This window comes from Fodinibius sp. Rm-B-1B1-1 (genome assembly GCF_038594945.1).
GTDB classification, from domain to species: Bacteria; Bacteroidota; Rhodothermia; order Balneolales; family Balneolaceae; genus Fodinibius; species Fodinibius alkaliphilus.
The window spans coordinates 600,173-624,618 of record NZ_JBCFYD010000002.1 but is presented as its reverse complement, the minus strand read 5'-3'; the positions used below and the strand labels follow the sequence as shown (position 1 = coordinate 624,618).

Annotated in this window: 21 protein-coding genes; 8 read left to right on the top strand and 13 right to left on the bottom strand. The window is 41.7% G+C overall.

Translation table 11 applies throughout. The annotated features are described in order from the left end of the window. Positions 1-49 precede the first annotated feature (49 nt). Positions 50-1,201: a PP2C family protein-serine/threonine phosphatase gene (locus AAFH98_RS10065; RefSeq protein WP_342522578.1), complete on the top strand. Its 1,152-nt coding sequence runs from the start codon at positions 50-52 to the stop codon at positions 1,199-1,201. Positions 1,202-1,258: 57 nt separating this feature from the next. On the opposite strand, the gene tkt is transcribed toward AAFH98_RS10065, so the two are convergent. From tkt to AAFH98_RS10025, 8 genes are all read right to left on the bottom strand, one after another. Continuing rightward, on the bottom strand, positions 1,259-3,268 hold the full coding sequence (gene tkt / locus AAFH98_RS10060; protein WP_342522577.1) for a transketolase: 2,010 nt from the start codon (positions 3,266-3,268) through the stop codon (positions 1,259-1,261). A gap of 144 nt (positions 3,269-3,412) precedes the next feature. After that, a complete protein-coding gene (locus AAFH98_RS10055) occupies positions 3,413-4,435 on the bottom strand; it encodes a tetratricopeptide repeat protein (RefSeq protein ID WP_342522576.1) in 1,023 nt (340 codons plus the stop codon). A 201-nt stretch (positions 4,436-4,636) separates the two neighbouring features. Next, complete coding sequence (locus AAFH98_RS10050; RefSeq protein WP_342522575.1) at positions 4,637-5,338, bottom strand: LOG family protein; 702 nt, start codon at positions 5,336-5,338, stop codon at positions 4,637-4,639. Between the two features lie 6 nt (positions 5,339-5,344). Further along, a complete protein-coding gene (locus tag AAFH98_RS10045) occupies positions 5,345-6,007 on the bottom strand; it encodes a DUF5683 domain-containing protein (protein ID WP_342522574.1) in 663 nt (220 codons plus the stop codon). Next, a complete protein-coding gene (locus tag AAFH98_RS10040; protein ID WP_342522573.1) occupies positions 5,991-6,923 on the bottom strand; it encodes a ParB/RepB/Spo0J family partition protein in 933 nt (310 codons plus the stop codon). The genes AAFH98_RS10045 and AAFH98_RS10040 overlap by 17 nt, the downstream gene beginning before the upstream one ends. Positions 6,924-6,936: 13 nt before the next feature. Continuing rightward, positions 6,937-7,737 (bottom strand): ParA family protein, encoded by an 801-nt coding sequence (locus AAFH98_RS10035; RefSeq protein WP_342522572.1) that lies wholly within the window; start codon positions 7,735-7,737, stop codon positions 6,937-6,939. A gap of 279 nt (positions 7,738-8,016) precedes the next feature. Then, positions 8,017-9,129, bottom strand: a complete 1,113-nt coding sequence (gene ald, locus AAFH98_RS10030) for an alanine dehydrogenase (RefSeq protein ID WP_342522571.1) — start codon at positions 9,127-9,129, stop codon at positions 8,017-8,019. Between the two features lie 110 nt (positions 9,130-9,239). After that, complete coding sequence (locus tag AAFH98_RS10025) at positions 9,240-9,512, bottom strand: hypothetical protein (protein ID WP_342522570.1); 273 nt, start codon at positions 9,510-9,512, stop codon at positions 9,240-9,242. 172 nt (positions 9,513-9,684) lie between these two features. Here AAFH98_RS10025 and AAFH98_RS10020 point away from each other — a divergent pair, with 172 nt between their 5' ends. Then, a complete protein-coding gene (locus AAFH98_RS10020) occupies positions 9,685-10,560 on the top strand; it encodes a DUF58 domain-containing protein (protein WP_342522569.1) in 876 nt (291 codons plus the stop codon). Between the two features lie 3 nt (positions 10,561-10,563). Here the strand turns inward: AAFH98_RS10020 and AAFH98_RS10015 are convergent, their stop codons facing one another. Next, positions 10,564-11,862 carry a M23 family metallopeptidase gene (locus tag AAFH98_RS10015; RefSeq protein ID WP_342522568.1) on the bottom strand — a complete coding sequence of 433 codons (1,299 nt, stop codon included), beginning with the start codon at positions 11,860-11,862 and terminating at the stop codon, positions 10,564-10,566. A gap of 162 nt (positions 11,863-12,024) precedes the next feature. On the opposite strand from AAFH98_RS10015, the gene AAFH98_RS10010 reads away from it, so the two are divergent. The 4 genes from AAFH98_RS10010 (at position 12,025) to AAFH98_RS09995 (ending at position 18,439) form a co-directional block, all read left to right on the top strand. Further along, complete coding sequence (locus AAFH98_RS10010) at positions 12,025-13,050, top strand: hypothetical protein (protein WP_342522567.1); 1,026 nt, start codon at positions 12,025-12,027, stop codon at positions 13,048-13,050. Then, a complete protein-coding gene (locus AAFH98_RS10005) occupies positions 13,047-14,039 on the top strand; it encodes a vWA domain-containing protein (protein ID WP_342522566.1) in 993 nt (330 codons plus the stop codon). The genes AAFH98_RS10010 and AAFH98_RS10005 overlap by 4 nt, the downstream gene beginning before the upstream one ends. Before the next feature lie 127 nt (positions 14,040-14,166). Continuing rightward, positions 14,167-17,520: a transcription-repair coupling factor gene (mfd, locus tag AAFH98_RS10000; protein ID WP_342522565.1), complete on the top strand. Its 3,354-nt coding sequence runs from the start codon at positions 14,167-14,169 to the stop codon at positions 17,518-17,520. After that, positions 17,513-18,439, top strand: coding sequence for an L-threonylcarbamoyladenylate synthase (locus AAFH98_RS09995; protein WP_342522564.1), 927 nt, complete (start codon positions 17,513-17,515; stop codon positions 18,437-18,439). Before mfd ends, AAFH98_RS09995 begins: the two co-directional genes overlap by 8 nt. A 9-nt stretch (positions 18,440-18,448) precedes the next feature. Here AAFH98_RS09995 and AAFH98_RS09990 read toward each other — a convergent pair whose 3' ends face one another. Continuing rightward, positions 18,449-19,528, bottom strand: coding sequence for a M42 family metallopeptidase (locus tag AAFH98_RS09990; protein ID WP_342522563.1), 1,080 nt, complete (start codon positions 19,526-19,528; stop codon positions 18,449-18,451). 269 nt (positions 19,529-19,797) lie between these two features. Between AAFH98_RS09990 and AAFH98_RS09985 the strand changes: the two genes are divergently transcribed. Together AAFH98_RS09985 and AAFH98_RS09980 are read left to right on the top strand one after the other, a co-directional pair. Then, positions 19,798-20,244, top strand: coding sequence for an acyl-CoA thioesterase (locus tag AAFH98_RS09985; RefSeq protein ID WP_342522562.1), 447 nt, complete (start codon positions 19,798-19,800; stop codon positions 20,242-20,244). Between the two features lie 48 nt (positions 20,245-20,292). Further along, on the top strand, positions 20,293-21,549 hold the full coding sequence (locus AAFH98_RS09980) for an HD domain-containing protein (RefSeq protein WP_342522561.1): 1,257 nt from the start codon (positions 20,293-20,295) through the stop codon (positions 21,547-21,549). Between the two features lie 88 nt (positions 21,550-21,637). Here the strand turns inward: AAFH98_RS09980 and AAFH98_RS09975 are convergent, their stop codons facing one another. Genes AAFH98_RS09975 through mgtE form a run of 3 tightly spaced genes read right to left on the bottom strand, consistent with a single transcriptional unit; the run spans position 21,638 to position 24,358 of the window. Further along, positions 21,638-22,111, bottom strand: coding sequence for a dihydrofolate reductase (locus tag AAFH98_RS09975; protein ID WP_342522560.1), 474 nt, complete (start codon positions 22,109-22,111; stop codon positions 21,638-21,640). Then, positions 22,108-22,956, bottom strand: a complete 849-nt coding sequence (locus AAFH98_RS09970; RefSeq protein WP_342522559.1) for a thymidylate synthase — start codon at positions 22,954-22,956, stop codon at positions 22,108-22,110. Before AAFH98_RS09970 ends, AAFH98_RS09975 begins: the two co-directional genes overlap by 4 nt. 19 nt (positions 22,957-22,975) lie before the next feature. After that, complete coding sequence (gene mgtE, locus AAFH98_RS09965) at positions 22,976-24,358, bottom strand: magnesium transporter (RefSeq protein ID WP_342522558.1); 1,383 nt, start codon at positions 24,356-24,358, stop codon at positions 22,976-22,978. Positions 24,359-24,446 lie beyond the last annotated feature (88 nt).

Genomic DNA, 24,446 nt, shown 5'->3' with positions numbered 1-24,446 from the left:
CCTCGTTTTCGAATAACAACTTCATATAAATAATCGACCAGACTTTTTCATGGGTTTAAAAAACGAAGCACAGTCAGCATTCCAGAATACCAAAAGCTTTTACAAGGAATACGTATCCGGTATGACCCGGGAACGGATGGGTAAAGAGTTTTACAAAGATACTGATCGGCTAAAACAGCTCTACGCCGAAGCCGTTGGCGAAGATGTGCAAAAATCTGAGGATAAGACGATTCCCGGTCATCTAAAAATTATGCGCCTGTTTTCAGCTCTTACGCAGCGGCTCAACCCAACCCGTCGATTGGTCTTCGGGTTATCCGTTATCTCGTTTATAGCTCATTATCTATTCGGGTTTTTACAACTTACGGGAATTATCATTTTTTATGACTTTTTGCTCCCCTTTGCCTTTCTCACAATGGCTGTGCTACTGCTTGTTGAGCTCCTTGAAAAATCGGATGTGAAACGAGAAATCGACCTCGCACGAGAAATTCAGCTTAGCCTGCTGCCCAACACTGAACACTACCGTGATAACCTTGAAATTGCCTCTTTTGCCAATACGGCCAAAGAAGTTGGCGGCGATTATGTGGATGTTATCGAGAGTGATGAAGGAACCTATATTGTCATTGCGGATGTTTCGGGCAAAGGACTTTCCGCTGCCTTGTATATGGTACGAATGCAAGCATTAGTCCATCTAATTATAGAAAAAAGTTCCCCCTCCCCTAAAGAGCTATTTTTGGAACTGAACAACTATGTTAAATCTGATATTAAGGATAAAACCTTTGTAACAGCCTGTGCCGCCTTTTTCCCAAAAGGAGAAGACCACTTTATCTTTGCCCGCGCCGGGCATAATGCCCCTATACTATTTAGTAACGAACGCGATGCGACCTTCGATTTACGCTCGGATGGTTTTGCCCTTGGGATGACGACCTCCCAAAATATGGAGCAACACCTGCAGGAAAAGAAATTTCATTTTAAACCCAACGACAGCATCATCTTTTATACTGATGGACTCACTGAATCGCGCAACGAATGGGGGGAAGAATATGGTGATGAACGATTGGATGGTCTTATAAGTGTTTATGGCTCGCTTCATGCTAAATCTATCATTCACAAGATACAATCGTCACTTGAAAATTTTATTGGCAGTGAAGAACCTGTAGATGATGTCACTTTTACGTGCGTGCATCACATTGAACGAAAATAAAAAAGGCGAATCCCAATAATGAGATCCGCCTTATACTTAGGTAATTATTTTAGAAGGTTACTCAACCAACTTGATGACTTCCTCTACCATATCATCGCTGGTTAATCCAAAGTTTTCAAAGATATCTTCATAAGGTGCTGATGCTCCAAAGCGATCAACCCCCATAGCAGTCCCTTTGGTACCAACCCACTCTTTCCATCCAAAAGTAGCCGCCGCTTCAATTGAAACGCGCGCAGTTACTTCATCAGGCAGCACTGACTGACGATAGTCTTCGTCTTGCTTGCGAAACAGCTCCCAAGCAGGCATACTCACCACACGCACATCGATATCCTTTTCAGCAAGTTTTTCTTTTGCTTCCATGGCCCGATACACCTCAGATCCACTGCCCATAAGAATCGCATCGGGCTGATCTTTCTCAGAATTGGCAAGGATATATCCACCCCTGGTAACATTTTGTGACTTATTAGCTTCAGTACGTTCGAAAGTCGGCACATTTTGACGCGTTAACACCATCACCGATGGACCCTCGGTATATGTCAACGCAGATTTCCAGCACCAAGCTACCTCATTCGCATCAGCGGGACGAAGTACCAACGTATACGGCATAGCGCGCAGCGAAGCCAAATGTTCGATCGGTTGATGGGTAGGACCATCTTCGCCCAACCCAATACTATCATGCGTCATTACAAATATTGAAGGAATATGTGATAACGCAGCGATTCGAATAGCCGGACGACAATAATCGGAAAATATAAGGAAGGTACCACCATAAGGTATGATCCCCTCGTGAAGTGCCATCCCGTTTAATGCGGCTCCCATAGCATGCTCACGCACACCAAAGTGGATATTTCGACCACTGTAATCAGATGCAGAAAAGATACCCGCATCATCAATCCAGGTTTTATTACTTCCGGTTAAATCAGCAGAGCCACCTACCAATTGAGGTACATTTTCGGTAAGTGTTTGTAATACTTTTCCTGACGAAGCCCTTGTTGCCATTCCCTTTTCATCAGCCTCAAATTCCGGCAAGAATTCCTCAAAATTATCTGGTAGTTCCCGATTGATCGCATCTCTCAAACCATTAGCATTGTCGGGATACTCTTCTTCATAAGATGCCAAGAGGTCTTGCCATTGTTGATATGCTTCTGCTCCATCTTCAATAGCAGTACGGAAATGTGATAACGCTTTATCGGGAATATGAAACTTCTCTTCCGAAACCCAATTTAGATTTTCTTTTGTTTTACGCACTTCATCTTCGCCCAACGGTGCCCCATGAGACGCTGCACTATCTTGCTTATTGGGACTACCATATCCAATATGAGTACGGCATATGATCAATGATGGTCGTTCTGTTTCTTGTTGGGCTTCTTCAGTGGCACGAGTAATTTCTGCGTGATTGTGACCATCAATCTTGATAGTATGCCATTTGGCAGCATCAAAACGTTGTTCAACATCTTCGGTGAAGGCAAGATCAGTGCTTCCGTCTATGGAAATCTCATTATCATCATACAAATAAATGAGCTTTCCGAGTTCGAGATGGCCTGCCAACGAAGCAGCTTCTTGCGAAATACCTTCCATTAAATCTCCATCACTTACGATACCGTAGGTATAATGGTCGGTGATAGGGAATCCATCTTTATTATATTTCGCGGCCAGGTGTCGTTCAGCCATAGCCATTCCAACACCGGTAGCAAACCCCTGCCCAAGCGGGCCAGTTGTTGTTTCTACACCAGGTGTAAGTCCATATTCTGGGTGACCAGGCGTTAAACTTCCCCACTGACGAAAGTCTTTAAGTTCTTGAAGGGAAAGATCGTAACCTGTTAAATGCAATAAACTATATAATAACATAGAACCATGTCCCGCCGAAAGAATAAACCGATCGCGATTATACCAACGTGGATTAGCAGGATCATGCTTTAAAAACTTTGTCCACAGTACATAGGCTGCATCAGCCATCCCCATGGGCATACCCGGATGGCCTGATTCTGCTGCTTGCACGGCATCAATCGAGAGTGTTCTAATCGTGTTTACACATAGCTCGTCAAGTGAGGATTTTTTTGAGCTCATTAATAAAGTATGGTTTTGTTTGAAGGCAAAAATTAGATGCTGAAAATAGTCAATGCATAGCTTACTTAAAAGAGAAGATCCTTTAAATAAAAAAGGCCTCCGCTGGGAGGCCTTTTGAAGGTTAGTAAATTATTGAAAACTTAATTAGTCAGTAGCACTTTCACATTCAAGTTCATATTCCATTTGGTGCTCAGCTGGGGATTTGAATGAACCATAAGCAGCATTACCAAAAGCACCGCATGCATTTTCTTTTTGTCCTAATCCTTGATAAGCCGTTGCAAGCTCAAAATAAATCTTAGCTTTATCAGTACGTCCACCAGTTTCAAAGCCAAGCGCTTCTTTAGAATGATCTACGGCCTGTTGCCAATCCTGGGTTTTATTATACGCTTCAGCCAAACGATAATGTGCATCAGCTGAGTTAGAATTATACTCTAAGGCACGATTTAACAATTCTTTAGCACGAGAATAGTTTTTATCTTCAGTTGCAGAAGCACCGCGATAAACAAGCTCATCATGAGCTGCTGTTGTTGCTCGGGATACAATCTGTGAGTCATTAGTTTTTTGCCCAACCTCAATAGCTTTATCAAAAAGCTCCATAGACCGCTCTAATTCGGTGCCCTCAATTTTCTTGAGTACAATACCTTTTTGATAGTATGCCTTAGCATAATTTGGATCTCGCTCTATAAGTTGATCAAGCGTAGCAAGTGCATCTTTGAAGTTTTGCTGCTTGTACTGAACAATAGACTTGCTATACAACAACTGATTAATAACGCCATCAGCCTGATCTGCAATTGGAGAATTATCATACTCTTCTGCTACATCCTTGGTCTCATCAAAGGCATCAATCGTAGCATCAAGGTTAGAAATCGTTTGGTCATTTTTAAACGTACGATACTTATCAAGAGCAATTTGACGATATACTTCCGGTAATTTCTTCTCTGCTCGCTCCACAATGTCTTGCCCCTCTGTACCAATTTGCTTCGCCACTTCTATAGCATTTTGGAACTGCACAATGGCCTGCTCATATTCACCAGAATTCACTAATTCTCGAGCATTGTTATATGTTTGAACAGCCTCTCTGCGATCCTGCGCGTCTGCCGTTTGGCCTAATCCTAACATAAATAAGCCAAGAAGTAATATCGATATACCTGATTTAAACAATTTCATTTGTTCGTTCTTTTTGGGATTAAGTTTTCAAATACGCAAATGTATAAAACGAATTTTACAAAAGTAAAACTAATTCATGCGTATTTTATTGTTTACTGTGATGAATGCAATAAACCACCACAATCATTAATTATGGGTTATGTATTGCAAAAACCTAAATTTGTTTCGTTTTATAAGCATTTTTTTTCTAAATATAAACTCCTAAAAATTGGGACTTAGTGTATGTTTCTGATAAAAATCACAAATAATCTCTACAGCTTCATCCTCATCATCCGTTAAGTGGAAAAGATCGACATCCTCCTCAGCAATAGTCCCATTAGAAACCATCGTATTGGTAATCCAGTCAATTAAGCCCTCCCAATATTCGGATCCGATTAATACAATAGGAAAAGCATTGACCTTACGAGTTTGAATCAACGTTAAAGCCTCAAAAAACTCATCTAAAGTACCAAATCCCCCGGGAAACACCACAAAGCCCTGCGCATATTTCACAAACATCACTTTTCGGGCAAAAAAGTAATGGAAATCAATAATGTATTCTTGATCAACAAAACTGTTAACCCCCTGCTCGTGAGGCAGTGAAATACCCAGGCCTACTGATTTACCGCCTCCTTCTTGTGCTCCTTTGTTGGCCGCTTCCATAATACCGGGTCCCCCACCCGTAATAACACCAAACCCCTGTTCCGTAATCTTTTTCGCCGTTTGGCGTGCCATCTCATAGTAAGGATTTCCCTCTTTAGTACGCGCTGACCCAAACACCGAAACGCAAGGACCTATTTTAAACAGCTTGTCATACCCTTCCACGAATTCTCCCATAATTTTGAAGATACTCCATACATCACTGTCATGGCTATCTCCAAAGTTATCGGGTACTGTCAGCTTCGTAATATCGTTACTACTCATAATGATCTATTTAGTAATTAAATCAATTGAAAGTGTTATACCAGGCGCATTTGATTGTGCCATAATACCGGGACTAATTGTAGGGCGCATACTCAAATCTTCTGATACATCAAACGAACGCATATGTGCAAACACATAAGCATCTATAATATTTAGCCCATAAGCCAGAACAATTCCTACATAAACAAGATCGCGATTATTCCGATACTCATTTCTGAGATTTCGAATTTGTTCCAAACTGGCATTCTCTGGAATATACGAAGGTGTTGGACCGAAACGTTGATCAGTTGGGGGTTCATTTGATGGCGGTCGCGGATTTAAATTATAATACGCAGCTCTGTAGTCATGATATTTTTTCGTCAAATGAACACTAAAATATCCCAATCCTCCTAATATGCCATATACAATAGGTACCTTCCAAGCTTGTTTATTTACAATCTGTCCCCACCCCGGAATAATCATCGACTTGTATAATACACTCGAGGGATCGGGTAGATCCGTATTAACACCTTGTCCCAGCGTATCATTAAGTGCAACAAATGGTTGATGATAGCTTATTCCATTAGCTAAGTTATAATCTGTGTTATGGCTAAAGGTTCTATGTACAGATTGTGGATAAGCTGTTGCAGGAGCACAAATAAGAATGGCCGCGCTAAGAAATAGACTCAAAAAGATCGAGCAGGCGATCCAGCTCCTCATCCGAATAATATTCAATACGTATTTCACCACCATTCTTTTTCGATTTTATATTCACTTTCGTGCTTAACGTACTTCGTAGGCGGTTCGATATTTCCTTTAAAAAAGCACTTTCGCCGCTATTTTCCTTTTTCTTGGACTTTTTGTCCCTGTCTTCTTTTAGCTTTCGGATAACTTTCTCTGTTTTTCGCACCGAATAGCCTTTATCAAGAATATTCTTATAAATTTTTTCCTGAACCTCTTCATCCTCAATAGAAAGCAAGGCGCGGGCGTGGCCCATCGAAATTTTTTGATCGCGAAGCCCCGCCTGAATAAATGCAGGCAAGTTTAACAACCGAAGCATATTAGTAACCGTAGAGCGATTTTTACCAACACGTTCTGCCACCTCCGCTTGGGTATATCCGGCCTCCTCAATAAGTCGCTGATAGCCAAGCGCAACCTCAATAGGATTTAGATCCTCACGCTGGATGTTTTCAATAAGAGCATACGAAATAATATCTTCATCATTAACCTCCCGAATATAGGCAGGGATCTCTTCCAGACCAGCCAGTTTTGCCGCCCGCAATCGACGTTCCCCGCTAATCAGCTCAAAACGCTTTTCACCGATATAACGCACCGTTATCGGCTGGATCAATCCATGCTTGGCAATAGAATCAGAAAGCTCACCAAGACGATCTTCATTAAACTCTTTTCGGGGCTGATGGGGATTCGGACGTATATTTTCGACCGGAACCTGTAAGACAATGTTGACTCGCTTTTGAGGCTCTACATATGGCGAACCTTCTCCTTCATTCTTTTCAGCTGACTTATTTTCCTTTCCTTCACCCTCTTCATCATACTCTGGAAAGAATGCTCCTAATCCTCGACCTAAAACCTTTTTTGATGCCATAATTCATCACCTTTTAACTGCTCGCAAATACCGGACTATCCTTAAAAAGCTCTTTATTGCGATGGATTATTTCTCGTGCCAATGCAAGATAATTCTTAGCACCCGTACTTGTGGAATCATATAACACGGCAGGCTTACCAAAACTGGGGGCCTCCGCAAGACGCACATTACGCTTAATAATCGACTCAAATACTCGATCATCGAAATACTTTCGAACTTCATCTGCAACCTGATCAGATAATCGAGTACGAGTATCATACATCGTTAATAGCACACCCTCAATTTCAAGTTCTGTATTCAAGTGCTGACGTACAATTTTAATAGTATTTAATAGCTGACCAAGACCTTCAAGGGCAAAATATTCGCACTGAACAGGAATTAATACCGCATCTGAAGCTGTTAAAGCGTTAATAGTTAACAACCCTAACGAAGGCGGACAATCGATAATGATAAAATCATATTGGTCTTTAAGTCCCGAAATAGCTTTTTCGAGAATCCGTTCTCGCTGATCTCGGTCGATCATTTCAATTTCAGCGCCTACCAGATTTATATGGGATGGAATTAACTCCAGAAAAGGCAACTCGGTCTCCCGAACAGCTTCCGAGGCCTCAACCCCTCCTACCATTACTTCATAGACCGAATGGGATACCGTTTTGGCTTCGATGCCTAACCCACTGGTTGTATTACTCTGGGGATCGATATCAATGATTAGCGTTGTGTGTTCAATAGCAGCGAGGCTGGCAGCTAAGTTAATAGCTGTGGTCGTTTTCCCTACTCCGCCTTTTTGGTTCGCTATAGATATTATTTTGCCCATGAAATTAATCTGTGACAACTATTTATTTATATAATGATTCAAAAATATAATGGGATGACTTTTCGTAAACAAAAATACTTATTAACAAATTGTTCACCAATCTATCAACATTATTACTTACTTGCATAGCAATAACTTACAACTGATTAGTTAATAAAATATTTTAAATGTTCCACAAATAGTTTCACACACTCTTAATAAACAACAAAATTTGTAATAAAAAAGCCGAATATCCGGTTACAGATATTCGGCTGATCAAACAATGATTTTTTACAGAATTTACAATACCTCTTCAAGTGGCGTGTATTCCATATCAAACGCTTCTGCAACCTCTTTGTAAACGATATCTCCATCTACCACATTGAGACCTTTAAGCAGCTCATCGTCATCTTTTAGCGCCTCTTTCCAACCTTTATTCGCAATATCTACCGCATAAGGAAGCGTAACATTGGTTAAACCAATTGTTGAGGTACGTGGTACCGCCCCTGGCATATTAGCTACACAATAGTGTACTACACCGTCAACTTCATATATAGGTTCATCATGCGTGGTAGCCTTTGAAGTTTCAAAACATCCTCCCTGATCAATAGCAACGTCTACCAGCACCGATCCCTTCTGCATGTCTGACAACATATCTCGGGTAATCAAACTTGGTGCTTTCGCCCCAGGTATCAGAACTGCACCGATAACCATATCAACATCGGGAAGCATCTTTCGAATATTTGCTTCTGAGGAGAACATGGTATCGATATTACGAGGCATAATATCATCCAGATATCGCAATCGAGACATATCGATATCCATTATTGTGGTATTCGCTCCCATCCCGGCAGCAATTTTTGCAGCATTAACCCCAACAATACCTCCGCCAATTACTAATACATTAGCAGGTTTTACGCCAGGAATTCCTCCTAAAAGAATCCCCAGTCCGCCTTCCGGCTTTTCCAGATACTTAGCTCCTTCTTGGGATGCCATACGTCCTGCTACTTCACTCATGGGGATAAGCAACGGCAATGAACCGTCCTCTTTTTCAACCGTCTCATAGGCAATGGCAACGGCACCAGATTCCTGCACCGCTTCTGTTAGCTTCTCACTTGCAGCAAAGTGAAAGTAAGTAAAAATTATTTGGCCCTCTTTCATTCGGCCATACTCTTCTTCGATAGGCTCTTTTACTTTCATGATCATTTCAGCCTTATCCCACAAGGCTTCAACGTCATCAATAATTTTTGCCCCAGCCTCTTCGTATTGCTCATCAGGGAAGCCACTACCCTTACCTGCTCCTTTCTGGATGAATACATCGTGACCATTTCTTTTTAATCGAGTAACGCCACCAGGTAATAATGCAACCCGGTTCTCGTGTGTTTTAATTTCTTTGGGTACGCCTATTATCATGGATACAAATTTTTTGTTAATACTATGCTATAAGGGATAAAATCCGTGGCAAAGGTAGGTAATTTTTTGCAAAATTTTAACCCTAAGTATTTCTTTTTTAGGAAAGAGCGTCAGGCGTTGTTTTTGAGCTGATAATACTTCTCCAATCCTTCCTCTGTAATTGTTATATGTCCGTATAATAATGGGCCACCAATCGTCTGAATATCTATAAAGTTCAGCTCATCAAGATACTCTATCACATTTTTTATTTCAGTCCGATCCAACTGGGTAACTTCGCATAACTTTTTGACTGAAATATGGTGCGAAATATCTTCCTCAGATAATGCCCCTACTTGTTTTAAAAGTGCTTCGTACTTTTTACTAAAATCGTTTCCAATGATCATATTCCAACCTATTCTATAATCCAATCTGACAATCAAATACAATACTTTTATCTAACTAAAACGTTATGGAACTGTTACTAAATTGTTATGATTGACAGAACGATTTCCGTATCCGTCTTTTATCTAAACAATAATTCTACTATCCTTAGGCTTAAATCAATTCAGTGTTTTTATGATCTCGAAAGAAATACTTCAGAAAGTCCGTAAAATTGAAATCCGTACCAAAGGAAAGGTTAATAGTCTTTTTGGTGGTGAATATCAGTCTGCTTTCAAGGGACGAGGTATGGAATTTTCGGAAGTACGGGAATATCATTACGGAGATGACATTCGACAAATTGACTGGAATGTTACCGCTCGCACCGGAGATCCCTTCATAAAACAGTTTGAAGAAGAGCGCGAACAGACGCTGATGCTGTGCGTGGATATCTCACCAAGCGGAACTTTTGGCAGTAAGGGACAAAGTAAACGAGAACTTTCGATTGAAATCTGTGCCGTTTTAGCTTTTAGTGCAATCAAAAATGGGGATAAAGTGGGGCTCATTCTATTTACGGATGAGATCGAAAAAGTCATACCTCCCAAGAAAGGTCGTTTGCACGTATTACGGCTTATCCGTGAAATGCTCACCGCAGAGCCTCAAGGTTCGGGGACTGACATCAGCGAAGCCCTTGCTTACGTCAATCGTCTTTTAAATAGACGAGCTATTATTATTTTAGCCAGCGACTTTCAGGATGCTGATTACGACCAGCAACTCAAAATTACCAATCGTAAACACGACTTGGTAAACATTTTTATAAACGACAAGCTTGAGGATGAGCTTCCCGACCTTGGATTGGTGCCCCTCCGAGATGCAGAAACCGGACAGGAAGTTCTGGTTGATACCTCAAGTGAAAAAGTTCGGCAGCAGTTTCAGAAAAAGAGGAAAATAGCCAAAGATAAACTTCGTGATCAATTTTTGCGGATGAAAATCGACATGATTGAACTCGAGACAAACACCTCTTACATTCGTCCACTCATGACCTTCTTTCGCCGACGAATGCACCGTTATTAACACTTATTTTGTATTCACCTGTGTGATAACAGGGCTATCTGTTTGTTCATTAAGTCGTTCTTTTAACTCACGATCTAACCGATCGCGGTGTTGTGTAAAAACATCCATCAAACTATCAGGTACCGATTCTGAAGAAGGCAAATCTACCGTACGAGAGTTTACGGGCTGATCATTTTTATAGAGCGAATAGTGCAGGTGTGGTCCGGTAGCCCGTCCCGTACTTCCTACGTAGCCAATCACCTGTCCCTGCTCAACTCGTACTCCTCGAGACACTCCCCTTGCAAAGCCTTGCAAGTGCAAGTAAGCTGTACGATAGGTCGAATTATGGGTGATCTTCACAATATTACCATTTGCTCCTCGATAGCGTGCCTCTGTAACTCTACCATCTCCAACCGCAAGCACCGGCGTTCCCGGTGGCGCAGCATAATCAACGCCATAATGAGGTACCCGTTTCTTTAGAATGGGGTGATACCGACTGCGCGAAAAGTTTGAACTCACACGCTGACTAAATTTAAAAGGAGCTTGTAATAATGCTTTTTGCACACTTTTACCTTCCTCAGTATAAAAACCGTTAATATCATCATGCGAAAATTTATAGGCCCGGTAAGTCTCCCCACGGTGTGTGAATTCCGCAGCTTTTACATCTCCAATACCTAAAAACTGATCATCAATAAATTGCTGCTCATATAATGCTTTGAAAGAATCTCCAGACCGTAATCCAAAAAAATTAATCTGCCAGGCAAATATATTCGCCAATCTATTTGCCAACAGTTGGCTTTTCCCTTGTGCGCTTACAGTTTGATATAATGAGTTTTCTATTGTTCCTGATGTTGCAGCTAAGTCTCGCTTAAGAGGTCTTGCAACCTTATATATATCCAAAGAATCTTTTGCCCAATCAAAAACAACATATTCCAGTGAATTTACACGCCACAATAGATGTGAAAGACTATTCGTGCTATCTTGTTGGGTATATACGCGATAACGCTGTCCCGGCTTAAAGGAACTAAAATCGATTAATCCTTGTGCTTGATCAGTTATTCGATAAATTTCCTGGGGCGAAAAACCATATTTGTCGAGTATAAGATAAAGGCTTTCGTTGCGTTGAATTTGGTGATCGTCAACGTTTACACTATCAATCGGTATACCATACTCATCATACGTTGGCTCAATGAGCGAACTATCTAATGTGACCGTTTGTAAATCGAGTGAATTGTCCTCGATTTTCTCAAAATCTGATTGCTCTGAATGGCATCCCCAGATAAATAGTAAAAAAGTTACCCCTAAAAGAAAGCTATTTCGCATTACTAAAATATTGTTATAAATAGTTTGATAAAGTTAGCATTTTCAAAACTTTATTGCACTCTTATTATTGCATCTTCTTTAAATTGATTTTTTTCGAATGCACTGATTTTTCTATTTTTGTTGCCAAAATTCATTATCCAACCCAAATATATATTTATATAGGTGAACAGAACAACAGTTATAAAAAGTCTTATTATAGCATGTCTGCTATTCATATTTCCTCTGTGGCATACAACACAGGCTCAAATTTTAAATGAATTTACGACTGTTGATTCTTTACAAGTAGGCGATACGTTTGATTTTGCCATTACTCTTAGCCGGGAAACCGAATATGATGACATCTCCTTCCCCGATAGCAGTCACTTTGAACCGACCTTTGAAATAAGGAGCCGTCAGCAATTTAAAGTCACATCGTACAAAGACAGCATCCATTACCAATTACAATTTTTCGGTACCGCTGATACACTAATTCCAAAATTACCCATTCAGTTGGTAGAAGGACAAGACACTACAACCATCTATACTAAGCCCGTACCCGTTGGCTTTCACAGTGTACTTGCTGAGAATGAGGACTCCTTTCGACCTTTAAAACCAATTTTTGAATTTGCCCGTACCTGGTGGCCCTACCTTCTGGCGTTAGTGTTATTAATCGTCGGTGGGTATTACGGATACAAATATTATTTACAGCACCGCAAAAAAGAAGAGGTTGCGCAAGAAATACCAGAGTTTAGTCCAACCCCCTTTACCAACCCACTCAAAGAATTTAGGCAATCTATTCAAGAACTTGAACAACAAGAGCTTAACTCCCAGGAAGACTTTAAAATATTTTACAGCAAGCTTGGGGATGCGATTCGTCAATATTACGAATCGTTATATAATTTACCGGCTTTAGAGTCTACCAGCCGAGAACTTTTAAATATGCTTCGTAATGGTGCTATCGACCAAAGCCTTATCGACGATACCCGCGCGGTCTTGCAAGAAGCAGATATGGTGAAGTTTGCTAAATTTAACCCCACCGATAAACAGGCCGAACGCGCTCTTAAGAAAGCATATAACTTCTTGGATCGTGCCAAAGAAATTGACGGACCTCGCATTGATCATATGCGCCGGAAGCATCAAACAAAAATGGAGGCTAAACGCGAGGAGTTTTATCAGCAACACCAAAAAGAATCGGAGGTTGAAGCATGAGCTGGGCAAATCCACATTTCTTATGGCTACTATTACTTCTGATACCAGTGATCGGTTATCAGGTTTGGAAATTCTATAACAAAAAGAACCCCAGTTTACTTTTTTCTGATACCTCTAACCTTGCCAGCTTAGATGGCAACTGGCGTTCGTATGGCGTTTGGGCAGCCCCTGTTTTACAAGTTCTTGCCTTTACCTTAATTGTTATTGCCCTTGCTCGTCCCCAGTATAAAAACACCACCGTTGAGCGAAATGCAGAAGGTATTGATATCGTATTAACCTTGGATATCTCTACCTCGATGAAAGCAGAAGACTTAAAACCCAATCGTCTTGAAGCCGCTAAAAACGTTGCCGAAGATTTTATTAATAAGCGGATTTCTGATCGTATTGGTTTGGTTCTCTTTGCCCGGAAAAGCTTTACGATGGTCCCTCCCACGCTTGACTACGATATGTTAAAACAATTGTTGGGTGATGTTGAAATGGGAGTAGTAGAAGATGGCACCGCCATCGGTATGGGAATTGCCACCGCCGTAAATCGACTAAAAGAGAGTAATGCTGAAAGTAAAGTTATCATTCTGCTTACTGATGGACAAAATAATGCCGGAGAAATTGACCCCGTTACGGCAGCTGATTTAGCTGTTTCTTATGGTATCAAAATTTATACTATTGGTGCCGGAACCCGAGGTACAGCTCCCTACCCTGTTCAAGATCCTATTTTTGGAGATCGCTACCAAAATGTTGAGGTCAATATTGATGAAGAAATGCTCACTCAGATTGCTAATATGACCGACGGATCCTACTTTCGAGCTACTGATACCGAAAAACTTGAAGATATTTATACACAAATTGATGAGCTCGAAAAGACTGAAATCGAGGAAGTCATTTACACCGATATCCAGGATCTGTATCCACGATTTATCTTGCCCGCTATTCTACTATTGATGCTAAGCATAATATCCGAACAATTTATCTTTAGAAAAGCTACCGAGTAATCAGCTCGTTAAACAGAGCAACACAAAAGCAGGTTTTCCCGTCCTTCATTATTCCCGAAGAACCTAATTAATGCTTATTTTGTTGGGCTTTTTTAAATGGTAACATTTGTGTTCAATTAGATTATAAATGGCGTTACAATCCGCATTAAAAACATTTTCAGCCCAAATTCCCTGGAGCGATCTTACTCCCCATATCAAAGATCGAAATGTCATCCAGCTCAATCACTTTGTAGGCTCCACCCCGGCTTTTCTGATCGCTAAGTTGGCCGAGAAATATGATAAGATTGCAGTTATTCACGGCGATCCCGAGTCAGCTACCTTTCTACAGGGCGATCTTGAAGCACTTGAGGTAGAACAAGCGCGGTTTTTCCCCTCAACAGGCCATAAACCCTACGATGATCAACAGATAACAGACAGCTCGCTAATTGTCCAGCGGTCGGAAGTACTGGAACAGATTACGACCAATTCCCAATCAGTTTTAGTTACCTCAGCGCCGGCTATTTTCGAAAAAATAGTTGCGCCCGAAGTCTTCACCGATGCTGCCGTTGCGATTCAGAATGGCGATACCGTCGAAATTGATAATCTCAAAGAGCAACTCCTCGATCAACAATACGAATCGGTAAAATTTGTAAATCAGCCCGGAGAATTTGCACATCGAGGCGGCATTTTAGATGTCTTTCCCTATTCCGGTGAATATCCCATTCGGCTTGAATTTTTTGGTGATGAGGTAGATTCTATTCGGGAATTCGATCCCGATTCGCAACGCTCGATCTCTTTTCTGAATGCTGCACGATTTGTGCCCGATGCTTCAAACTTGAGCTCAGGACAAAAACAGTGCGTACTTTCCTATTTCGATGAGGATACGGTTTTTGTGCTCATCAACCAGTCGCTGATTGAATCAGATATAGAGGAGCGTTTTGAACAGGCAACCGCAACTTATGCAGAACTCGAAGATAACGATGACGCATTACCTCCCGAAGAACTTTTTGTAGACCTGGAAGTACTTCGAACATCATACAAAAACCATGCGCGGCTGCATTTAGGCGGCTTTTCGGAAAAGAGTGAACCTCATTTTACCTATCGCCTGGATGCCAGTCCTCAACCGGATTTCAACGGGACTATTAAGTTGCTGCGGGAAAATATTCACCAGCTAAGCAGAAAGAGCTTCGACACTTATATTCTTTGTGATAACGAGGGACAGCGCGATCGCTTTGAAGAACTGTTGGGCGAACCCTCCAAAGATTTACGTTATCATCTATCGGTAGAATCTATCCACGAGGGATTTGTACTCAACGGACAGGGATTAGCGGTCTACACAGATCATCAAGTTTTTAATCGTTACCATCGTCCCAAAGTCAAGCGAAAACGCCAGACCAGTAATATATCCCTTAAAGAACTACGCGATCTCAACATTGGCGATTATGTTGTTCACGTGGATTACGGGATTGGAAAGTTCGCTGGCTTTAAAAAGATCCAGGTCCGTGGCGTTGAACAGGAATCGGTGGTGCTTCGGTACAAAGAAAACTCTGTACTGTATGTTAACGTCACAAGCCTGCACAAAATTCAAAAATATTCCGGTAAAGAAGGCACACAACCCCGGATTGATAAACTTGGTTCTGGACGCTGGGCACGCAAAAAGGCACAGACCAAAGAAAAGGTTAAAGACATAGCACGCGATCTGATTGAGCTATACGCCAAGCGAAAATCTCAGGATGCGCATGCTTTTTCTTCGGATACTTCTTGGCAAACCGAAATGGAAGCCCGCTTTGAATTTGAAGAGACCCCTGATCAACGTGATGCCATTGAAGCCGTAAAGGAAGATATGGAATCAAATACCCCGATGGATCGTCTGGTCTGTGGCGATGTGGGCTTTGGAAAGACCGAGGTTGCCGTACGAGCAGCGTTTAAAGCTGTCATGGATCACAAGCAGGTAGCAGTCTTGGTACCAACTACTATTTTGGCCGATCAGCATTACAAAACATTTGCCGAACGAATGAAAGACTTCCCCGTTACAGTTGAAGTACTTTCGCGATTCCGTACGCGCAAAGAGCAAAGGGAAACGCTCAAAAAGCTTAAAGAGGGCAAAGTTGATATTGTTGTTGGCACGCATCGGCTAACCTCTAAAGATGTGGAATTCGATGAGCTGGGATTATTAGTTGTAGATGAAGAGCAACGATTTGGAGTAAAAGCCAAAGAAAAATTGAAAGAATATCGCGCGACTATTGATGTACTCACACTCACAGCTACCCCAATTCCACGCACGCTCCAATTTTCGCTGATGGGCGCTCGTGATCTCAGTATCATCAACACCCCGCCGCCCAATCGTCAACCAGTTGAAACCGAAATTCACAGCTTTGACAAAGAACTTATCCAAGATGCCATTACTCAGGAAGTTTCGAGGGGTGGACAGGTTTTCTTTATCCATAATCGCGTTAAAAATATTGAAGCCATTGCCAACATGGTTCGTGACCTGATGCCAGATGTCCGAGTCCGATTTGCACACGGACAGATGAACTCCAAGAAATTGGAAAATATTATTGAGGATTTCTATGCGCATAAATTTGATGTCTTGGTCTCTACTAATATTGTAGAAAACGGTATCGATATTTCTAATGCTAACACGATGATCATCAATCGCGCAGATATGTTTGGCTTAGCTGAACTACACCAATTGCGCGGACGGGTGGGACGCTCCCACCGCAAGGCATTTTGCTACCTGATTACCAAAGATATCAAATCGCTAACTGATGATGCGCGTAAACGCTTACTTGCACTCGAAGAATTTTCTGACTTAGGTTCTGGATTCAATATTGCCATGCGCGATCTTGATATCCGCGGGGCCGGTGATATTTTAGGTGCCGAACAAAGTGGCTTCATTAATGACCTTGGCTTCGATCTGTATCAAAAAATATTAAATGATGCAGTAAAAGAGCTTAAAGAAGAAGAGTTTAGCGACGTTTTCAGTGATGTCGAAACCGAAATCGAGCTTCCCGAAACACAGGTAGAGTTTGATCTCCCTGCCCTATTAGAAAGTGATTATGTATCGGACAACGTAGAACGACTTAACCTATATCGTAAATTAGCGGGGGCCGAAGATCTCGAAACCATCAAAGAATGGAAAGAAGAGGTGAAGGATCGATTTGGTCCGATCCCCGATGCTACCCAAAATCTTATTACGGCTTCGGTTATAAAGCTCTATGCATCACAATTATTTGTAACGAAAGTACGTATTCGATCGAACCGCATGTGGCTTGAATGCCCTAAACATGATTCCGATCTTGGAAAAGAATTCTATGGCGATCGTTTCCAACATGTGCTTAAGATGTTGCAGAAAAAAGCAGAAGGACGTTTTGAAGTCATCCAAAAAGATGACCGCGTACGCTTTGTGATTAAAGAAATTCCAAGCTTGGAAGGAGCTGCTGAGTTTCTACGGGAATTGTCCCCCTCATCAACAAAGAAACGGGAGGTTAGTCTTGCTTGATCGGTTTATTACATTGCTTAAAAAAGGGGAAGTGGTGGCCTTTCCCACTGAAACGGTGTATGGTCTTGGGGCCGATGCGCAAAATCCCGATGCTATTAAAAAGGTGTTTGAGACCAAGGGCCGTCCGTCCGATAATCCACTGATCGTACATGTATCGGACCAAAAACAAGTGAAGCAATTTGCTACAAATATTTCTGAAGATGCCCGGAAACTGATGGATACCTTTTGGCCTGGTCCACTAACTTTAATCTTTAAAAAGAAGCCAGAAGTGTTAGATCTTATTACCGCAGGCTTAGATACAGTAGCATTGCGGTGGCCCAAACATCCTCTTTCGCAGGAACTTATTGCATTGGCTGGCCCCTTGGTTGCCCCCAGTGCTAATTCTTCGGGCAAACCGAGCCCCACCAAGGCCGAACATGTTAAAGAAGATTTTGGGAAAGATTTTCCCGTTGTCGAAGCCGGAGAAACAGCTATCGGTCTGGAATCAACAGTACTCGACATATCTTCTGAGCCGTACACAATCTATCGTCCCGGGGCGATTAGCGCGCAGGAAATTGCGAATATTATCCATAAAAACGTTGAATACAAGAGTACAAAATCCCAAGAGACAACTGCTAAAAGTCCCGGAACAAAATATACGCACTACACGCCCGATGCCAGTGTACAGTGGCTAAAAGAGAATCCACACATAGCTGATAACACACTCTATTTGCTTCATAGCCGTACTATTTCCGACGGTAAAAATATGATCCAGTATGAGGGAAATTTTAATAAGATGGCTCATGAACTTTATGATCGATTCCGCCAAGCCGATCACTTAGGTTATACGGCTATTGCCATTGAACCCTTTTCTGATGACCAGTACGACAATCCCATAGTGCAAGCCCTCCAAAATCGTATCTCAAAAGCTATTGGATAACTTTCATTATTATTTGAGAACATGGAAGGTCTGATCGGGTGCCATATTTAATACCGATTTGGTCATCAGATCAATAAGTGCTTCGATATCTTTAAACGAAGCTGTTTCTACCGGGGAATGCATATAACGCAGCGGCAGTGAAATTAGCGCGCTTGGTATTCCGGTTTTCTGATAAAAGATGCTGTCAGTATCAGTACCAGTCCGGACACTCGTAGCCTCGTGCTGAAGTGCTATCTCATTTTTCGCAGACACGTCTTCAATGAACTCTACGATCTTGGGATGATTAGCTCCACCGTGTTGAATAGAAGGTCCATTTCCCAATGTAACTTTTCCGTGTTCTTTGTGATCAATCCCAGGGGTATCTGTTGCATGTGTTACATCAGTTACCAACGCCGCATCAGGATCAATACGATAACTCATCATCCGGGCGCCGTATCCTCCAATCTCTTCTTGAACGGAGTTCAATGCTACCACATTCACTTTCAATTCATCGCGCCGATCTTTCAGCCGTTTAAGAACCTGGGCAATCATAAATCCGCCAATCCGGTTATCAAGTGCACGACCTGATATAATTTCGTCCGAAAGGTAATCGTAATCATCCGCATAGGTTACCGGATCACCTACCTGGACAAGTTCCAAAGCTTCATCACGACTGGTAGCTCCAATATCGATATAAATGTCTTTCCACTTTGGCTGCTCTCCTCCGCCATTCTTTTTATCCTGCAAATGGATGGCTGTATTGCCTGTAACACCGGATACAATTCCTTTACGAGCATGAATATTAACCCTTTTAGCCCGAGCAATGGTCGAATCACTCCCGCCTAATTTATTAACATAGATATATCCATCATCGGTAATGTGTTGCACGATCATGCCAATTTCATCGCAATGTGCCTCCAGCATTATAGTAGCCACATCATAGCTGGTATTGAGCTTGGCAAAAGCAGATCCATAAGCATCCGATTGAACCTCATCGGCTATATCCTTCATATACTCGGTCCATACTTGTTGGCCTGCCGATTCAAACCCCGTTGGACTCGGGGTAACCAATAACTCTTCTAAAAATTCCTTTTCTGTCTCGTCAAACATTGTTCACTAAAAATTTAATTCACATGTCATTCTGAACTCGTTTCAGAATCTAACAATCATTGCAAGTTGTAATAGATCCTGAAATAAATTCAGGATGACACCTTAGATTTTATTTCGAAACAAATAGAGTAATTCACTCAATTCTGAATATAAGAATTCACAACTCTACCGCTAAACTCATTTTTAGATTACAATAAGATATTCAACGCTAAGATGATTATTTTAGGCCTATCTTTTTTGCAGCTCAATTTATTACAAATATTTCCATTATGATTCGACCGGAATATAATGCAAAGCTCTTTCCTCACTGGACAACCCTGCCCATTCGTTTCAGAGATTTAGATCCCCTCAACCACGTAAACAATGCTATTTTTAGCACCTATTACGAAGAGGCTCGTATTGAATTTATTCAAGAAGTCAATAACTTGGCCAGTCAGCTAAAAAATGGATTCAGTTTTGTATTGGCCAATATCGAAATTGAATTTATTCGCCCCGTTGAGTTCCCTAACGATATTTTAATTGGAACAGGAATAAAATCGCTCGGCAATTCAAGCATAACCAGTTTCCAGGCCATCTATATTGATGATGGTAAAACACTTGCATCTACAGCCGAAGCCCATGGTGTTTGGTTCAATTTGGATAAACAACGTCCAGCAAGAATTCCGGATATCCCGGATACGGACAAATACATGCTTCCCAATTCTCTTTTTAAATAATTCCGTAACTCATTACTTTTGTAGCCTTAATTTATTCGGTCACACATCATGGATAAAAGCACCCAATACAAAATATTTAATGATCCTATTCACGGGTTTATTACTGTACCTAAAGGATTAGTTCTGGATCTTGTCGACCATCCCTATGTGCAGCGCTTGCGACGCATCAAACAGATGGGATTAGGCTATTTGGTTTTTCCAGCAGCGGAGCATTCACGTTTTTCGCATGCCTTAGGTGCTATGGAGTTGGCCCAGCGTACGCTCAATAATTTACGTGAAAAAGATACAACCATTAGTCCCGCCGAATATGAGGCTACCCTAATTGCGGTATTACTCCATGACGTAGGACATGGCCCCCTTTCCCACACCCTGGAATTTGATCTCATTGAGGATTTCCATCACGAAAAAATGACGCTGGCCGTAATGCGTCACCTCAACAGAGAAACCGATGGTAAGCTCGATTTGGCTATCAAAATCTTTACGGATCAGTATCCCAAAAAGCCGTTTCTAAACCAGCTTATTTCTTCACAACTGGATATTGATCGACTGGATTATCTGAAACGAGATAGTGCCTTTACCAATGTTTATGAAGGCTCGGTGGGGATTGAACGCATCCTCAAAACGATGCGCGTACTTAAAGGCAATATTGTGATTGAAAAGAAAGGGATCTATGCCATCGAAAACTATATTTTGGCGCGCCGACTAATGTATATGCAGGTTTACTTGCATAAAACGGTTCTCAGTGCTGATAAATTAGTACGACAAATTTTTAACCGAGTTCGCAAACTAATCAACGATGGAAAGAAGCTATACCATGCTTCACCCGCACTCCAATACTTTCTGGAAAATAAGCCCAGCGCCAAGAAAGGCATCAAAAGCGAAGTAATGCAAAAGTATCTCCAACTTGACGATAATGATGTTTTTCAAAGCATAAAATATTGGCAATATTCTTCTGACCCCATCTTGGCAAATCTCTGTAAGCGATTTCAGTCTCGCAAACTATTCCGTACAACTTTTTTGGATAAGAAACCTTCAAAGAAGATCAGCAAAAAGATTCTTACAAAAACACAAAAAGTCCTTAAAGCCCGTGGCCTCCCTTATGATGAAGAAGCAGCTGGCTACTATTATTCTTTTGATGAAAGCTACAGCGAGGCTTACCAATATGAAAAGGAAGGGATCTGGATTTTAGAGGAAAAAGATAATGCAGTGGAGTTTTCAAAAGCAGCAGATACCAAAAATATTATTGCTTTAACCGAGCCAGTCGTAAAGCCGTATGTAGTACACCTAAAAGATATTGAGATATAGGATAACAGTTACCAGTGTACAGTGATAGTATCCCGAGGTAAAGGTTGCGGGTTGCAAGTTCTAACTACAACTGTTCAGCATCCAACTTTTAATCCATCCGCTTGTATACCACAAAAGAAAGCTCATCCCTATCATCTCTTTTAATCTCTTTCCAAGTTACCCCAATCTGATCACGGTACTCGGGAAAATAGGTATCTCCATCATATTCTTCGTGGATTTCTGTCACAAATAGTTTGTCGCACTGATCGAGGAACTGCTTATAAATTTCACCACCCCCAATCAAAAAAACGAGTTCTTCCTCTTGAACATATTCTAACGCATCATCGAAAGAGGAAAAACTGGGCACATGATCATAAGTACGGGAGCGACTGAGTACAATATTTTCACGCCCCGGCAGCGGTTTCTCTCCCAGCTCTTCAAACACCACGCGTCCCATAATAAGCGGATGCCCTATAGTCGTGCGTTTAAAATATTTCAGGTCCTCGGAATAGTGCCACGGCAAGTCGCCGTCTTGGCCAATCACTAAATTGGGATCATGTGCTACAATGGCTGCCAGCGTCATACAGCCACCTCAAATTTGATAGAATCATGTGGATTGTAATCCTTGAGCTCAAAATCATCAAATTCGAGATCATCAACCGGTTTATCGGCAATTTCCAAAGTTGGCAATGGACGTGGTTCACGAGTGAGCTGTTCTTTCAATCCATCAACATGATTTTCGTAGATATGCGCATCTACAATAGTGTGTGCAAATTCACCGTATTCGAGCCCAACCTCATTGGCTATCGCCATCGTAAGCGCGGAATAACAAGCCAGGTTAAACGGAATACCAAGGGCTATATCTCCAGATCGCTGGGTCAGATGACAATTTAATTTTCCATCGGTAACATTAAAAATATACATTACATGGCACGGTGGCAGGGCCATCTGGTCAAGCAATCCCGGGTGCCATGCACTCACCACAATGCGTCGGCTGTTGGGATTTTCTTTAAGCATCTTAATCGCCCGCTGCACTTGATCAAACTCCTTTTTGATCAACACTGTTTTACAGATGTGAGATGCATCTCCTTCAAAATGAATTTCCTCTTCTTCATGATAAGGAAACCGCCGCCACATCACCGGATAAATAGGTCCAACGTGGCCGTCTTCGTCTGCCCAATCATCCCAAATATGACAATCATTTTCATCGCGCAGCCACCGAATATGATCTTCGCCACGCAGATACCACAACAATTCCAAGATAACCGACCGAAAATATACTTTCTTGGTCGTCAGCAGCGGAAATCCCTCTGATAAATCGACTTTATAAAACTCTGAAAAATTGGAAATAGTATCGATGCCAGTACGATTTTCTTTTTTAACACCATTTTCCAATACACTTTGGACAAGATCTAAATATGCTTTCATATACCCTATTATTTTAAAGTTATAAAACCACTCCCTGCAGTAATAATAATGCAACTGAAAAGTAGATAATGATACCCGTTACGTCAACCAGCGTTGCCACAAAAGGAGCTGACGTTACCGCCGGATCTAACCCAAAATGCGACATAATAAAAGGTAACATCGATCCACTTAGATTCCCAAATACAACAACCCCTACCAAACTGGTTCCAACCGTTAATGCCTGTAAAATTAGCCCATATGAAAGCGGATCACCTCGCATCACCATCCAAGTTGCAATGACAATTGATCCCAAAACTCCCAAAAAAGATCCCAACATAAATCCAGATAATAATTCTCTTTTAAGCACCATCCCCCAATCGCTAAGCTTAATATCATCAGTTGAGATCGCACGGATAATCAACGTAGCCGCCTGGGATCCCGAGTTACCACCACTCGAAATAATCATGGGGATAAAAAACGAAAGCATTGCTGCGGCAGCCAGTGCCTCTTCATAATTAGCCATAGTCGTAACAGTGAGCATCTGTCCCATAAAAAGCATAATCAGCCATCCCACCCGTTTCTTCACCATATGAAAAACGGATGTTTCAGAATAGTAATCATCCAGCGCGCTCATCCCAGCCATCAACTGCATATCCTCGGTCGTTTCCTCCTCGGCAACATCAATAACATCATCAACAGTAACAATGCCCACGAGTATCCCATCCGAATCGACTACCGGCATTGCTACGCGATCGTACTTACTCAGCATCTTTACCGCATCCTCCTGATCGTCAAATGCGCTTAAAGCTTCAAAACTTTCATCCATCAGCGACGAAATGGGTGCTTCCGGATCGGCCAGAATGAGCTGATTCAACCGGAGGTCGTCAATCAGGTGCTCATCGGCATCCACGACATAAATAACATTTACGGTCTCAACACTATGGCCAAATTTCCGTATATGCTCCATCGCCCGTTGGATGGCCCAATCTTTTTTGACCTTTACATAACGTGGCGTCATCAGTCGCCCCACGCTTTCTTCGGGATATCCGAGCAGCTTTTGCGACTGCTTTCGATCTTCTACGTTCAGTGAATTCATTACCCGCTGTGTAAGATGCCCGGGCAGCTCCTCCATCAGCGATACACGCTCGTCGGGCTCCAAATTCGACATTACCTCACTGAGTTGCTGTGCAGTAAACATATTGAGAAGTTCCAATCCTTTCCCCGAACTCAGGTAGGTAAAAACATCCGCTGCCTTCTGCTTTTTAAGCAACCGAAAAATAACGATAGCGATCTCGGCATCCAGCTCCTCCAATAATTCGGCTACATCAACAGCTGGTACGTCATTCAGAATATCTTTAAGAGCTACCCAGTCTTTCTCTTTGATTAGCTCTTCAAATTCCGGTTTTAACAGGTCAACTATCATAAGAACTATTACTTATATATCGACTATTACAGTCATTATAATAATTTACAAAAGATACTCTATTACTGGACTTACTCTCAATGATTTC

Bases quoted from the DNA above. Each gene is read 5' to 3' on its own strand.
- AAFH98_RS10065 (WP_342522578.1), top strand. From the start codon at position 50: ATGGGTTTAAAAAACGAAGCACAGTCAGCATTCCAGAATACCAAAAGC.
- AAFH98_RS10015 (WP_342522568.1), bottom strand. From the start codon at position 11,862: ATGCGAAATAGCTTTCTTTTAGGGGTAACTTTTTTACTATTTATCTGG.
- AAFH98_RS09985 (WP_342522562.1), top strand. From the start codon at position 19,798: ATGATTCGACCGGAATATAATGCAAAGCTCTTTCCTCACTGGACAACC.
- mgtE (WP_342522558.1), bottom strand. From the start codon at position 24,358: ATGATAGTTGACCTGTTAAAACCGGAATTTGAAGAGCTAATCAAAGAG.
- mfd (WP_342522565.1), top strand. From the start codon at position 14,167: ATGGCGTTACAATCCGCATTAAAAACATTTTCAGCCCAAATTCCCTGG.
- AAFH98_RS10055 (WP_342522576.1), bottom strand. From the start codon at position 4,435: ATGAAATTGTTTAAATCAGGTATATCGATATTACTTCTTGGCTTATTT.
- AAFH98_RS10050 (WP_342522575.1), bottom strand. From the start codon at position 5,338: ATGAGTAGTAACGATATTACGAAGCTGACAGTACCCGATAACTTTGGA.
- AAFH98_RS10040 (WP_342522573.1), bottom strand. From the start codon at position 6,923: ATGGCATCAAAAAAGGTTTTAGGTCGAGGATTAGGAGCATTCTTTCCA.
- AAFH98_RS09990 (WP_342522563.1), bottom strand. From the start codon at position 19,528: ATGTTTGACGAGACAGAAAAGGAATTTTTAGAAGAGTTATTGGTTACC.
- AAFH98_RS10020 (WP_342522569.1), top strand. From the start codon at position 9,685: ATGATCTCGAAAGAAATACTTCAGAAAGTCCGTAAAATTGAAATCCGT.
- AAFH98_RS09970 (WP_342522559.1), bottom strand. From the start codon at position 22,956: ATGAAAGCATATTTAGATCTTGTCCAAAGTGTATTGGAAAATGGTGTT.
- AAFH98_RS10005 (WP_342522566.1), top strand. From the start codon at position 13,047: ATGAGCTGGGCAAATCCACATTTCTTATGGCTACTATTACTTCTGATA.
- AAFH98_RS09980 (WP_342522561.1), top strand. From the start codon at position 20,293: ATGGATAAAAGCACCCAATACAAAATATTTAATGATCCTATTCACGGG.
- AAFH98_RS09975 (WP_342522560.1), bottom strand. From the start codon at position 22,111: ATGACGCTGGCAGCCATTGTAGCACATGATCCCAATTTAGTGATTGGC.
- AAFH98_RS10035 (WP_342522572.1), bottom strand. From the start codon at position 7,737: ATGGGCAAAATAATATCTATAGCGAACCAAAAAGGCGGAGTAGGGAAA.
- tkt (WP_342522577.1), bottom strand. From the start codon at position 3,268: ATGAGCTCAAAAAAATCCTCACTTGACGAGCTATGTGTAAACACGATT.
- AAFH98_RS10025 (WP_342522570.1), bottom strand. From the start codon at position 9,512: ATGATCATTGGAAACGATTTTAGTAAAAAGTACGAAGCACTTTTAAAA.
- ald (WP_342522571.1), bottom strand. From the start codon at position 9,129: ATGATAATAGGCGTACCCAAAGAAATTAAAACACACGAGAACCGGGTT.